Annotated in this window: 10 protein-coding genes; all 10 read left to right on the top strand. The window is 40.7% G+C overall.

Translation table 11 applies throughout. From position 1 onward, the window contains the following. The first annotated feature begins 14 nt into the window (after positions 1-14). The 10 genes from cdaA (at position 15) to MHI37_RS27920 (ending at position 15,025) form a co-directional block, all read left to right on the top strand. Positions 15-857: a diadenylate cyclase CdaA gene (cdaA, locus tag MHI37_RS27965; protein ID WP_076339525.1), complete on the top strand. Its 843-nt coding sequence runs from the start codon at positions 15-17 to the stop codon at positions 855-857. Further along, complete coding sequence (locus MHI37_RS27960) at positions 850-2,247, top strand: CdaR family protein (protein WP_076339526.1); 1,398 nt, start codon at positions 850-852, stop codon at positions 2,245-2,247. Before cdaA ends, MHI37_RS27960 begins: the two co-directional genes overlap by 8 nt. A gap of 77 nt (positions 2,248-2,324) precedes the next feature. Beyond that, entirely contained in the window at positions 2,325-3,665 is a 1,341-nt protein-coding gene (gene glmM, locus MHI37_RS27955) for a phosphoglucosamine mutase (RefSeq protein ID WP_076339527.1), read from the top strand. A gap of 555 nt (positions 3,666-4,220) precedes the next feature. Beyond that, positions 4,221-6,053 (top strand): glutamine--fructose-6-phosphate transaminase (isomerizing), encoded by a 1,833-nt coding sequence (glmS, locus tag MHI37_RS27950; protein ID WP_076339529.1) that lies wholly within the window; start codon positions 4,221-4,223, stop codon positions 6,051-6,053. Between the two features lie 698 nt (positions 6,054-6,751). Then, positions 6,752-7,483 (top strand): TnsA endonuclease C-terminal domain-containing protein, encoded by a 732-nt coding sequence (locus tag MHI37_RS27945; RefSeq protein ID WP_076339530.1) that lies wholly within the window; start codon positions 6,752-6,754, stop codon positions 7,481-7,483. Beyond that, positions 7,476-9,593, top strand: coding sequence for a transposase family protein (locus MHI37_RS27940; RefSeq protein ID WP_256710698.1), 2,118 nt, complete (start codon positions 7,476-7,478; stop codon positions 9,591-9,593). The genes MHI37_RS27945 and MHI37_RS27940 overlap by 8 nt, the downstream gene beginning before the upstream one ends. Before the next feature lies 1 nt (position 9,594). Next, positions 9,595-10,494, top strand: a complete 900-nt coding sequence (locus tag MHI37_RS27935; RefSeq protein ID WP_076339532.1) for a TniB family NTP-binding protein — start codon at positions 9,595-9,597, stop codon at positions 10,492-10,494. 539 nt (positions 10,495-11,033) lie between these two features. Next, a complete protein-coding gene (locus tag MHI37_RS27930; RefSeq protein ID WP_076339533.1) occupies positions 11,034-12,653 on the top strand; it encodes a dsDNA nuclease domain-containing protein in 1,620 nt (539 codons plus the stop codon). Positions 12,654-12,663: 10 nt separating this feature from the next. Next, the gene (locus MHI37_RS27925) at positions 12,664-13,209 is read left to right on the top strand and encodes an ABC-three component system middle component 1 (RefSeq protein ID WP_076339534.1); all 546 of its coding nucleotides are present in this window, start codon (positions 12,664-12,666) and stop codon (positions 13,207-13,209) included. Then, entirely contained in the window at positions 13,199-15,025 is a 1,827-nt protein-coding gene (locus MHI37_RS27920; protein WP_076339535.1) for an AAA family ATPase, read from the top strand. The genes MHI37_RS27925 and MHI37_RS27920 overlap by 11 nt, the downstream gene beginning before the upstream one ends. Positions 15,026-15,065: the final 40 nt, after the last annotated feature.

The raw sequence follows: 15,065 nt of genomic DNA, 5'->3' as shown, positions 1-15,065 counted from the left end.
TTGGGGGTTGGCATATGAGTTATTTTTCGGATTCGACTTGGCATGATTGGTTAAAGGACATCATCGATATTGGCATAGTGAGCTATATTATTTATAAAATCATTTTGCTTGTGCGGGGAACCCGCGCGGTTCAGCTGTTAAAGGGGATATTTATACTCGTTGCGGTATGGGCACTTAGCACATGGTTCAATTTGTATACGCTAAAATGGCTCATGAATCAAATGTTCACCTTTGGTATTGTAAGTGTGCTCATTATTTTTCAGCCAGAGCTAAGACGAGTGCTCGAGCAGCTTGGACGCGGCAAGCTATTTGCAAGGTCATATTCGCTTGATCGAGATATCGTTAATGAACAAATTGACGGTGTCATTAAGGCTGTCCGATTTATGGCTGAGCGTAAGATTGGCGCGTTAATTGTATTTGAACGGACTACAGGGCTGACCGAGCTCATTGAGTCGGGTATTCGGATGGAATCGCGGATTACATCAGAGCTGCTTATCAATATTTTCACGCCAAATACGCCGCTTCATGATGGTGCGGTTATTATTCGCTCCAATCAGATTATGGCTGCCGGCTGCTATTTGCCGCTGTCAGAAAATCCTTTTATAAGCAAAGAGCTTGGAACCCGACACCGCGCCGCAATTGGCGTAAGTGAGGTAACGGATGCGATTTCTGTAACTGTATCGGAAGAAACGGGACAAATTTCGCTTTCTCTCGGGGGTATGATCGTTCGTGATATTAATGAGGAATCACTCATTTCGAAGCTCTTCGATGAGCTGACGCCGAAGACGACGGGTCTCAAGAAGGAACGTGTGAGCATCTCGTCGTTTTGGAAGCGGAAAGGAGGAAGTGATGGATAAATGGCTAAGTCACCCTACCTCGCTCAAAATTATTTCTGTCCTCGTTGGTCTGCTGCTCTGGGCGGTTGTACATATTGATCCAGGCACGGCACCGCAGACGATGACAACTAACATTGATACGAAAACCATTGAAGCATCCGTTATTACGACGGTAGGTTTAGATAATGAGAAATATATACTTACGGCAATGGAGCCGAGTGTTGTACGATTAGATGTGCAAGGCAAGCTGTCTGATTTGCTTAAAGCCTCCTCTATCGATGATTACGTCGTGAAGGTGGATTTGAAAAACGTGAAAGAAGGCATTCAGGAGCTGCCTTTAACGGTGGACTTGCCTAAAGGGATCTTGCTTGTCACGATGTCACCGCGCACAGTAATGGTGCAAATCGAAGAAATTTTGACCAAGCCATTCGAGCTGCAGGTCGTGACGGAAGGAAAGCCGGCAGATGGTTATGTGCTTGGCGCTTCGACGATTGTTTCGCCAACGGACGGCATTCAGATCACACTGCCTAAGGATGATATGAGCCGTGTCGGACTTGTAGCGACGGAGGTTGATGTTGAGGGTGCTGACAAAACAATTGTTAACAAAAAGTCTAAGGTTATCGTATATGATATAGACGGCATCGAGATGACGAATGCCATTGTTTCTCCATCAACGGTACATGTTGAGGTCAAGGTTACACCACCGTTTAAAAAGCTGCCTTTGCAGGTGCACTATACAGGTACTCTGCCAGAAGGGCTGAGCTTGGTATCGGTTAAGCCGGTAATTGATCAGGTAACCGTATACGGCGATCAGAAGACGCTTGACGGGCTTTCCGTGTATGATGGTGTTGTGCTTGACCTCTCGAAGGTGAAGCAGTCTGGAAGCGTACAGGTGAAGACCGGCCCAGTGGATGGCATCAAATCGATCGATCCTGGTGAGATCACGCTTGAGGTTGTTGTAGCGCCTTATGTTACGCGAACCTTTGCCAGCCTCCCAATCATAATAGAAGGACTCGGGGGCGGAACGTCTGCTCTAATTCGTACACCGGCGGATGGGAAATTTAGTTTGACCGTAAGCGGAGCCGAATCGGTGTTGTCTTCGCTTAAGGCAGATGCGATTAGCATACTTGCGAATGTCGAAGGACTAGGGAAGGGCTTGCATTCTGTAACCCTTCAGGTGGATGTGCCGTCTTATGTACAGACCGTGCTTGCGGAAGGGCAGACATTGACTGTATCTATTGAAATAGTGGAGGATACAGGGGTAGAGCCGAATCAAGATGGTTCAGACGAGGTTAGCGGAACTCCAACGGAGGAGCCTTTAGCGCCCGTGCCAACACCGGAGGAGACGGATGGCAGCGGTAGCGGCAATACCGGTGCAGGCTCAGCGGGCAATGCAAATACAAATCCTTAACTATCATAAACATCATCATATCATAAATGATTAACCACATTATTATCGCAGCATATAACAAAGGAGCCTTTTAAATTATGGGGAAATATTTCGGAACTGACGGTGTGCGCGGCGTAGCCAATCGGGAGCTTACACCGGAGCTAGCTTATAAAATCGGTCGCTGTGGCGGCTATGTGCTAACAGGCAAAGCTAACAAACCAAAGGTAGTTATTGGCTTAGATACACGGATATCTGGTCCTATGCTGGAATCGGCGCTTATCGCGGGTTTGTTGTCTATCGGCGCTAGCGTAGTGCGTCTAGGGATTGTTTCTACACCGGCGGTTGCCTACATCACACGCGAGCTGAACGCTGATGCGGGTGTTATGATCTCGGCTTCTCATAATCCTGTAGAGGATAATGGCATTAAATTTTTTGCGGGTGATGGCTTCAAGCTATCCGATGATACCGAGCTCGAGATTGAGGAGCTGATCGATGCTTTAACCGATGAATTGCCAAGGCCTGAAGGCGGCGATATCGGTGTAGTATCCAGTGATGAAGGCGCTAAGCAGCGGTATTTAAATTACTTGAAAACAACGATCAAAGGCGAGTTCAAAGGTTTGAAAATCGTACTCGATTGCGCTAACGGCTCCGCTTATGAGCTGGCTCCAACTGTATTCCGTGAGCTCGGAGCGGACATCATTACGGTTGGCGCTGAGCCTGACGGTCTGAATATTAATGCAGGCGTAGGATCAACGCATCCTGAATATTTGCGTGAGCAGGTACTGCACCATGGCGCGGATCTTGGGCTTTCTTTTGACGGAGATGCGGATCGTCTCATTGCCATTGATGAAAAGGGCGAAGAGGTAGACGGCGATTTTATTTTGTGTATTATTGGCGATGCGATGAAGCGGGCTGGCAAGTTGAAGGAAGATACGATTGTAACGACGGTTATGGCTAATATCGGCTTCTTCAAGGGCGCAGAGCGGATCGGTCTGAAAACGGCACAAACCGCAGTTGGAGATCGTTACGTCATGGAGGAAATGCGTCGCGGCGGCTTTAATCTAGGCGGCGAGCAATCGGGTCATGTTATTTTTCTGGATCATATTACTACAGGCGATGGCATTCTTACAGCGCTTCAGCTGGTTGATACGATTGCAGCTTCAGGGAAGAAGCTAAGTGAGCTAAAAGGTCTTATGCGCAAATATCCACAACAGCTAGTTAACGTTCGTGTCGCTGATAAGAGCCTATACCAGGGCAATGCAGCGATCGAAGAAGCAGTGAAGCGCGTGGAGCTGGAGCTTGGCGATAACGGCCGGGTGCTTGTTCGTCCATCTGGAACGGAATCCTTGATCCGTGTCATGGCAGAGGGACCGGAGAAGGAGCAGGTTGATGCTTATGTAGCACAAATTGCTGACGTCGTTAAACGTGAACTAGGTTAATCAAATGGAGGGATCATGTCGAAAGCTTGTCGGAATACGTTGAAGACTGGCTTTCGACACCTTATTTTGGAAAATATTTGTTTTTTCTTTCATAGAGTGGTTGCGTAATGGATACAAAATGAATATGATAGGTAGTGTGATTCAAGAAGGAAAGCGAGGATAGAGGTATTTAATCAAGTTAAGCGCCAGAGCTTGCGTGATGAACGATCGGTTTTAAGCTGGAACTTTAAGCTTGAAGCGGGTGTTCATACGGGAAGCTGACGAGGTGAAGGTGTTCGAAACATTCGGCGGGGACCTTCCGGTATTACAAGCCAACCGAAAGTCGTTACGTAAAACGTCCGGGCGACCGGTCATACAATCGTGCGACAGGCTTCTTATTGTTATTCATTTCTCCCGTATGTCCAAGATGCCACCAATGGAGTGGGCATGGGCAGAGGGGTTGCATTATCCGCAACGAATGGGATTACTTAGCGACAACTTCATATTGCCTTTGCCACGCATTGGCATGCATCCGATTTGGATTGGGAAAATAACCTAATCGGAGGCTTATTAATTATGTGTGGAATTGTAGGATATATTGGTAAACGTGACTCACAGGACATTTTGATCGATGGATTGAAGAAGCTTGAATATCGGGGTTATGATTCCGCTGGTATCGCTGTCTTCACGAAAAACGGTCTAGAAATTACAAAATCCAAAGGTCGTTTGGCTAACCTTGAAGGCTTGCTTCGTGAAGAGCCGCTGGAAGGCTTTGCAGGCATCGGTCATACACGCTGGGCAACTCATGGTAAACCATCAGATGTGAACTCGCATCCGCATACGGACAACACAGCTAAGTTTTCTGTTGTTCATAACGGAATTGTCGAGAACTATTTGAAGCTAAAAGAAGAATTGATCATCAAGGGCCATGTTTTTGTATCAGAGACAGATACAGAAGTCATTTCCCACCTTATTGCAGATGAATATAACGGTGATATTGTCAAAGCTGTTCAAGCTGCTGTTAAACGTATGCGCGGAGCGTTCGCACTTGGTGTATTAACAGAATTTGAACCAGATCGTCTCGTAGCTGTACGTTTTGCAAGTCCGCTTGTTATTGGTGTAGGCGAAGGCGAAAACTTCATTGGCTCGGATATTCCGGCTATTTTGGAGCATACGCGTAATGTATACATCCTGAATGATGGCGAAATGGCAATCCTGACACGTGATGCTGTCGAATTAATGACGACTGACGGCGAAATTATTTCCAAGGAAATATATCATGTCGATTGGGATATCGTAACAGCAGAGAAAGCCGGATTTGATCACTTCATGCTGAAAGAAATTCATGAGCAGCCTAAAGCTTATCGCGATACGATGATTAGTCGTATTTCGGAGGATGGCAAGTCTGTACAATTAAATGAGCTGGGTATGTCAGCTGAATATATTAAATCGATTCGCAAAGTGCACATTGTAGCCTGTGGAACAGCTTACCATGCGGGACTTGTCGGCAAATCGGTTATTGAATCACTTGCTCGTATTCCAGTAGAGACGGATGTTGCGTCAGAGTACCGTTACCGTTCGCCAATCATTACACCTGATACGCTTGTGATCGTTGTAAGCCAATCAGGCGAGACGGCGGATACACTGGCAGCACTTCGCGAAGCACAGCGCAATGGCGCTCGTGTGCTTGCAATTACGAATGTGGTCGGAAGCTCGGTCGCTCGTGAAGCAGACCACTTGCTTATTACGTGGGCAGGTCTTGAAATCGCGGTTGCTTCGACAAAAGCATACACTTCGCAGCTGATTGCCTTCTATCTATTCGGCTTGTATCTTGCGGGTACGCTGGAGACTAAGGATGCAGCGTATATCGAAGAGGTTATTACGGCAATGCACCAGCTGCCAGAGCAGGTTGAGAGCATTCTTGAGCAGGCACCCGTGCTTAAGCAAGTAGCAGAATCAATCGCTAAGCACAAACATTTGTTCTTCATCGGCCGTGGCGTAGACTACGCAGTGGCGCAAGAAGGCTCACTGAAGCTGAAAGAAATTTCGTATATTCACTCTGAGGCGTATGCTGCAGGTGAGCTCAAGCACGGAACATTGGCGCTAATCGAGGACGGTATTCCGGTTATTGCTCTCGTTACGCAAGAGGATCTATACGAGAAAACACTTAGCAACATTAAAGAAGTAACCGCTCGCGGTGCGCATGTGATTGGTATTGCAAACTCAGGATCAGAAGTCGAAGTTGCAAAATCTGTCGATGAGCTGTTCGCCATTCCGAAGACGCTGCCGATCCTTTCACCAGCATTGTCGGTTATTCCGCTGCAGCTGATCTCATACTATGCTTCGCTAGCTCTTGAGCATGATGTGGATAAACCGCGGAATTTGGCTAAGAGTGTTACGGTGGAGTAGGGGTTGTAGTTAGGAGAAAACTGTGAGTTATAACAACAAATGGCACAGATTATATTTAATATTGGCATAGAGATATAACATAAAGTGGCACAGGAAATAGGAACCAGTAACGACGAAAGCCTTGTTGTTACTGGTTTTTTTGTGTTCATGTGTGTAATTTCTCATTTGAGTTGTGCTGGAAAAAAGTTGATTATAAACAGCTATCAGTAAAAAATCATTATACTTACTGTTGTCATAAACAGAAAGATTATATAATTACTATTGTCACAAGCAATAAAATGTGTAACTGCTATTGTCATATGCAGTTAAATATATAATTGCTATTGTCATAAGAAGATCTGCCATCGAGATAATAATCTTTACATTTTGACCGATATGGAACCATGAAGGATCTTTGTCATGTTCGCGCCAATACTACCTGGTGTAACAAATTGGTGGAAAATTAGTGTCATCATGTTTAAAGAGTTTGAAATTGGTAATGATAGTAACAATGCACTTTGTGCACTTAATAATTAGGCGTATATCTGATGATATTCTAATTTAACGTTTACCGACTTTATTATTCTGCATAGGTCGGGTACATAAGCACTCCGAGGTCGGGAGAGCTATGTACCCGACCTTTTTGTATTAACGGTACAGGGATTCACTAGGCGAATGGCAAAAAACAAAATCATACACATTGAAAGGAGCACGCATTAATGGACTGGACAAATAGAGATTGGGTGATTGAAGACATGTTATATGAACCCAAGCGAAAAGTCAGTAATAAGGGAAGTCACTTTCATCATCATTTAATTGGCGAGTATCACAGTCACAAAATGAACCGGAACGTAGAATACCAATCTCTGACCGAGTTTTACTTCTTGGCTTTATTAGAATTAGATAGAAGTGTCATTCGATATTATGTACGTCCAATTGAAGTACCTAGGCTGGATGTACGATCGAAATTATTCTACGTTCCCGATGTCCTTGTATTTCGTCAAACAAAAAGTCCATGTCTATACGATATCGAAGCTAAACCAAAAGAATGTAATCAATCGCGATATCAGGCATGCGAAAAAAATGCGGTTCATAACGGATGGGAATATCAAGTAGTATATCCAAGGAATATTCCTAAAGTATTACTAAGAAATATTGAATTTTTGTTTGGGTTTACAAATATCCGATCGGACGTGTCGGAGTATAAAACCGAATTAATATCACGTGTGCGTTTCCATGGCGAAATTAGTATACGTGCTTTAGCCAATAGCTTTCAGCAAAAAGTTCATCCATTACAGGTGATTCCATTGATATATCACCTAATCGCTACAGGAGTATTTTCGACTACCTTGGCGGAACCACTTAATGAAGCAAATCTGGTTACGATTACAAATGGAAACGACTGGATTCAGAATTATTCCGGATGGGAGAGATTAACCATTGGTGTTTAATGAGCTAAAACTAAATATGGAATTAATGTACTTTGGACGAAAGTACACAGTTCTTTCAATCGACCCACCCACCGTTTGTCTCCGACGGATAGAGGGGGATGGGGAATCAATTCGAATTAATTTTTATGAATTGGTGACTAACACTTCATTCTCTCCGGGCAAGTTGATGATCAAAGATATAGAGTCCCAAGAAACTAAGTATCGCTCCATTCTTGATGCACTTGATGAAACAAAACGTGAAAAGGTTACATTTCGTTTTGAGTTAATTAAACCAATTTTGGTCTTGGAACGTGCGAAGCAAAACGATATACGTGCAATATATGAGTTTACACAGTTTTATAAGGAGTACCTCTCCGAAAATCAATCGCCGATGGATCTTAAACAAGAAGAACTAATCGAGAGGATACACGAAAAATACTCGAGACCAAACGAGGACGGTGAAGTTAGGGCTGGTGTAGCTGTTCGGACAATAAAGCGCTTTTTAGCGAAGTTTCGATTGGCAGAACAAGAGTTTTCTTTGCATGGAGAAGAGGCATTGGTAAGTCGAGCGGGTGATGGACATTTATTCCGAACTGACAATAAACAGCTGCATATTTGCCACCCTAAAAAGCGAGAATGGGTGCTAGACAGCTTAAATGTCCGTATAGACGAGAAGTATCTTCCTATCTTGAAGGAAGTAATTGAGAGAGAATTTTTAACGCTAAAAAAACAAAGTAAAACTGCGGCTTATCGTTCAATTTCTATTCGATGCGAGGCAAAGGGATTTGATAAGCCTAAAAAAATTACAATTATGAAGCTACTGAAGCGCATTAATGAGCGTGTGACTATCCGCCTTAGGGAGGGCGCTGATGTTGCGTCAGAAATGTTTGATCAAACCGATCGAGGTTTTTCGAATGAAGAAGCGCAATACCCTCTTCATATCGTGCAAATCGATCATACTCAGTTGGATCTGGATGTGATTGACGACGCCGGTCGCGACTTAGGAAGACCATGGATTACGATTGGGATTGATGTATTTAGCCGCACGGTGTGGTGCTTATACCTATCGTTCGAACCACCTTCAGCAAACGTTGTTCGAAAAGCAATACAACATGGTATTTTTTTCAAAAGAACAAAGGAGCGCTTTGGAACAATGAATGAGTGGGATGTTTTCGGGATCCCCAAAATTTTTTACTTAGATAATGGTTCGGACTTTCGTAGCATAGCTGTTAAAAAGTTAATCAAAGAAACCTTGAAATCTCACGTAAGGTATCGTCCAGTTAGTACACCTAGGTTTGGAGCAACGATCGAACGCCTTTTTGGTACAATCAATTCGGAGTTGATTCATCACCTGGATGGAACACGTAAAAGCAATCCTACTGAATTAGGTGAATATGATGCGTCATCCGAAGCAAAATTAACTTTGCAAGATGTTCGGGAATTACTGACTCATTACATCACTGATATTTATCATATGGATGTCCATCGAGGGTTGCCGATTGATTCCAACACTCCGATTGTTCGCTATTATGAAGGACTTCAAAAAGTAGGATTTCCTGAGTTTGTGAAAGAAGAGCAGGAGTCCGACTTCAGCATCGAGTTATTACCTTCGATGTCGAAATCCTATACAAAAGACGGGGTTCGTATTGATAATGTTTTTTACAAATCGGCAGCACTCAGTCACTTGATTGATACAAGGTCGACGAAACACAAGGTTAAATATGACGATGACGATATTTCCCATATTTATATCATGCCAAATGGGACAAACGAATATGTCGAAATGTATGCAAGTAGCCCATCGGCAGATGTACTTGCAGGTATGAATAGATTTCAATGGAAAATGTTGCAAAAGAATATGCGTCAAGAATCAGATCGAAAGCGTTTGTTGGTACCAGGTACACAACAAGTGGTTAAAGCACAAGCTAAATTAGCCGAAAGCATTCAAGAGCGTTACGGGAAGGGTAGAAAAGCTAGACAGCAAGCAGCACGCATCGGTATGGAAGTTGCACTTACCCCGCCGAAACCAGCTTCCAGACCTGTAGAACATAGTCCGAAAATAACTGATCGATTTGCAGCAGCAAGGAAAGCAGCCCAAGAACGATTTGAAATAGAGAAGGATGTGAATTAATATGCCGAACCAAAAGGAGAAGTTGCTCGAAAGAGTAAGGAGTATTCATATCGCACATCCGCGGTATAAACAAATACACGCTATGCTGGATTCTCTTCGGGAGGATCAAAGGAATGGGGCACCACGTCATATGTTCGTAATCGGTGATTCAGGTGTAGGGAAAAGCCAACTTTTCAAAAGATATAAAGAATTAAATCCTGGAAAAACAATTATCGATGATATGGGGACTGAAATCGACATACGACCAGTATTATATGCCATTCTGCCGGATCCCTTTACTCTTTTAGAGTTTTACCAGACAATTGTTAAGGCACTGGGTGCACCTCAATTTACAGGCGCACGGATAGGTGATGTTAAACGCCAAGCATTCGCACTTATTGAAAAACAAGGTGTAGAACTGTTGATCCTTGATGAAATGAACCATATCCTAATTTCAAGGTATGTAACCAATAAGGAAGCGATGGAGGCAATAAAACATGTGTCTAATATTGGAGATATAGCAATTGTACTTGCTGGAAATCCAAAATCTTTAGAGTTAAGGAAAATCGATTTCCAGTATTTTCGACGCTTTCCGAAACAAGAACTCTATAGATTTAAGGAGTGTGATCAAGATTTTTGTGATGTGTTACGCGCAGTAGAAAACCATTTATGTCTTCAGAAGGAGTTGGGTCTTGGAGACCCTAATACAGAAATCCCCCAACTATTATACAGTTTAAGTTATGGTATTCTAGGCATCCTTACGCCTATTTTGCAAACAACCTTTCGCAATCTAATTGCAGATTACGAGATCGATGACGTAACAAATCCATTATTGTTTCTCGATAAGGTTGAAATGGCACAAAGGGAGATCGTAGGCGATACTTCAGAAGAGGAGTTCAAAAAAATGCTGGATTCTCAATAGCTCCATTCAATCAAAATGAAACATGTATGCCCAATATAGGGTACTAAAAGGATCTCTAATATGGGGTTCTTTTTACTTATGGTTCAGAAATTTTAGTATCGTGTTGAGAATGCAATATATCTAGTTTGACAAGTTGGAAGAGAAATTACATTATTCGACAGCGTGATTCGACAAAATTGAGTCTTGTGCAAAGGTATAATATATACTAATGAATAATATACAGTCGCAAACAGGTAACAAGTAGTTCAATTCTCATACAAAGCATTAATTATAACAGCAGTGGGGGACCAACTATGACAGTAGGCATGGCGTACGTATTCAATGGACGAAAATTAATCGAATACAGCCACTACGAGGTAGATTAACTGCAGATGGAATCAATTTACTGATGGTACGATAGAATCCATTTATAAAGAGATCGTATCGAAACAGCCTACAACATTAATTTTCACTTCGTTGTTTGAACAAACGAATGAGTTAGTCTAGTTGGTGTCTCCGATAAAAGATGTGTATCACTGGAAAAAGGGGTAAAAGGACGAATGATTGAAAAAGTTACAGCAATACTTTCACAATTGGAACATGATGATGATCATCAAAATAATGAATTTATTGAGAAAATTAATGATGGTCGTAGCCTTGACCTTATAGATGAACTCCTAAATCTAAATCCAGACGAAATCGGTGGTCGAACAGCACTTGCCGGTTTTTATTATCAATTTTTAGTTGCTTTGGAATATGTCATTGAGATGCTTGATGGAAAGTGGGATTTTGTGGCTGTTGAGCTTCATGATGATATTATCGTCGGAAAAGAAAATCATATACGATTTATCCAGGTCAAATCAAGCCAGAAAACTCATATGAAAGTGTCTGAAACGGGGCTTATCGATAGAAAGAAAAAGACTATTGAAAATGTTGATATACTAGTCAATAACAGCTGGCTTGACAAATTGCTTTTTAAAGCAAAACATTTTCCACCTTCTAGTTACAAAACTGAATTCGAGCTTATCACAAGTTACATTATTTTAAAGAATGACAGAGGTTTCGAATTAAATCATTACAATAGTAACGTTAATTTCGGCATAGAACTGGCGGATGATGATGGTCTGCTATCATTCATGACGGAAGAAATATATACAAATGATGGACAAAAAATTGATACTGTTAGTGATCTCGGTGAATCTATAAAGGAAGCTCTATCTCGATTTCGTATAGAAAAAAAGGGAGATCTGCCAGGCATACAACGATATATAAATTATCTTCTTGTTGAATTTAGTAAACGTATTCAAAAAGAGTTTCTAATGTCAGAGGATCATTTTTTTTCTCTTATCGGAATATTGATGAACAAATGTGCTCGCGTTGGAAATAACCAGGTACTGGTGATTAGAAAAGAGGAAATGGACGGGTTGCTACAAAATATGCATGATAATTTAATGCATGGAGCAGACCAAGTAGTTAGAAGGCATGGAAGTGTGACAGCAATAGAAAAGGCTTTTGATTCTTTATGTCACCAGCTACAAGCAATAGATCACTATCCGGACATTGAAGCTGATATTTTTAGTTATAAAAAATCACTTCTTGATTGGGTTCAAAATGGGGGATCGATTCGTCAGTTGATTAATCGATATATTGACGGGAAAGAAAATTCAATGATATTTAAATCTATAGATGAAGTTGATCAAAATAATAGATTGATTGAGTTATTTAGTGCTAATTTACTTTTGATATTTATTTATGAGGACATGGTTAAAATATCGAAGAAATACTCTTCTTTTTTAGTCAAAGAGATTAGTAAGAGGCATTTATCATTTCTTAGTTTAGGTCGAATGGATACGTTGGAAGTTGGTGTGAAAAAGATCGAAGATATCATTCTCAATCACACAGAACCACTGCAGCAACTTGAATTGATTCATCAACCACTAAAAACAGTATTGCAAGGTGAGTTTCGTGGTCGTAATAGCGAAAAATTAATACACGAAATTAAAGAAGTCGAACCTGAAGTCAGTGAATTAGGTAGCACTCAAGATATAAGTAAAGTAAATATCGTCTTGGAAATTATTCCTGGCGGGAAATTGAAGGAAGAGTTTGATGGAATTTTTTTTCAGCCAGATATAGATACAATGCGTCAAGCATTAAGAGAATACTGGGCTACAGTAGAATAGGGTGGGGAAAATGCAAACGTATGAGAAGGTGTACACAACAATAAATCAAACAGGGTTTACCCAAGTTGAACATTTCCAATTCAATCAATTAGGTGTAGTCTGTTATACAAATAATCAAATTCATGTAATTCTGCAAAATTGGGACGATGGTATGTCCATTGAATCTGTTGAAAATGAGTGTCAGATCATACGTAGATTACTAATGGAGATAGGTGCGAATATATGGAATTCATATTATATTCTATGTTCAACTCAGGATAATATTGAAGATGATCTTGCATTCTTTATTGAACGGAGCTCCGCTTCATTACGTAAATATGTCATAAGGCTGGAGAGTGACCTTAACAGAGTTCCCTTTTTGGATGACATCCCAGTAAAGAAAATGGACAACCCGGTATTTCTAACCACTCGCTTAACTGAGACTGATGCCATCATTAGTACTCTTTTAGAGGAAGTTAAAAGACTTGATGGTCATACGACGAGTCTAAATAGGCAAAGCATAAAAGATGTTGTAGAATTAATCTTAACTAATGAGGGAAAAACGTATGAACATTGATACAGTGAAAATTAAAAATTTTAGAAACTATTTAGGGGAACATGAATTCGTTTTAAATAAAACAATAACTATATTATATGGTTCAAACGGCTTTGGAAAAAGTTCGTTTTTTGATGCTATTGAATGGTGTTTAACTGGTGATATTAGTCGATATGATAAAACTTTTGAACGGAAAAGCGTTATAAACCATAACTGTGATTTTGAGAATGCTGAATGTTGTGTAGAAATTGTGTTTGGAGGCAATGTTTTATCTCGAAGTTTTAAGATAGTGAACCGTGAATATAGAAGAGAAACTATTAAAATTAATACAAACGATGGGAATGTAATACGAGGCAAAGAAAATGTAGATGTTTTTTTAAAACATACGTATGCGGGGGCGACAAACTCCGATCTCTTCGGTAATTTAATTAAACAATCTCATATTCTCTCACAAGATCAAGTTACGGATTTTATTTCTAAAGATGATCCAAAAGAACGATTCAATTCGCTAGCTGATATTATGGGGCTTAAGAATGTCCTCTATATGTATGAAAATTTTAAGGAAATTCAAAATGAAGTTAAAAATTCTAAAAGTAAACTAGAAGATAAGGAACAGCGAAACTTTGAGAGTATACAGCTACGTTCAAAAGATCTTATCCCAATTGAGTCGGAGTTGCTCATAGAAATCCAAAATGTTATTCAGCAAATACCGGATGTACAAACACTTGAGAAAGTATTACCTACAATTGAGCAAGAAAAGATCGCACTAAAGCATCAAATTAATCAAGCAAAACATGTGTTAAAAGATGTTGAAAAAAAAGGATATTTAACGATTTCAGGTGCAAAAGAGAATGCTAACGCGCAGCGTGCCAACATTCGATCAGTAGAAGAACATATTGAAAAACTTAAACAATTAAACTCCCGAGTAAAATCGCTACATAATAATCTGACCCAAAAAACCGAATTAATGGAAGAAGCAACTGCTTTAACTGTTCAAGTCAAAGAAAAAAATGATTTACTTAAAGTGTTTGGTTTTTCAGAAAGCACTCAAATTATTGATATTGCTAACGCAGCAGAGCCAAAACGAGATCAGTTGTCTAGCCTTGTATTTGCTATCGCTTCCAAAGCACAATATCAATCGTTACTACAAACTACCCAGCGAGCTGGGGAACTCACTGCCCTTGAAAATAAAGATGAGCGCTTACTTAACAAGATGACTCGATTGGATGGTGTAATCGCGAGCGTTCTTGTGTTGTTAAATGATGATGAAATCGGTGTCATAGCTAAATTACTTAACGATTTATCAAACATTCAGGAATATGTAGTGAAACACAATAGCGACGGAAAATGTCCAGTATGTTCCGCGGATCATGGTGAACATCTACAAACTGAAATTAATCATAATATTAATAAGTATCAGATGCTAGTGAGTGAAAATGCTTCTGCGGCTGCAAAACTTATGGACAAAAAAAATAGATTTGAAGCGAGAAAACATGCAATAGAAATTGAGATGAATAAGTCAAAAAGCGAAAAAAATGAATTGCAATTATTAATTGAAAATGCCCAACAGCAGCTTGAGGTTATTAAGTCTAATTCTCTTTTTAAGGTTGATTTATTTGATATCAAATCGCATGAAGAGATCAATAAGGAAAATGATTTGATTAAAAATGAGCTGAAACAATTAGATGATACAATAACAATAATTAAAGAAGTAAACCAATTGAAAAACAAGCTGATAACAAAACTTAATGAATTAGGAACACAGCATGTAGGTGATCTCTCTCAAGACGCAATTGTGAATCGGCGAAAACGCCTTCAGAGTGTTTTTTGCAAGTGAAAAATGCTTAAATATGCAGCGGAAAATGCCAAGACCGCTT

The sequence above is a fragment of the Paenibacillus sp. FSL H8-0548 genome (genome assembly GCF_038630985.1).
Lineage (GTDB): Bacteria > Bacillota > Bacilli > Paenibacillales > Paenibacillaceae > Pristimantibacillus.
Note: the sequence above shows the minus strand (reverse complement) of the source record. Positions and strands in the feature narration are given on the sequence as shown.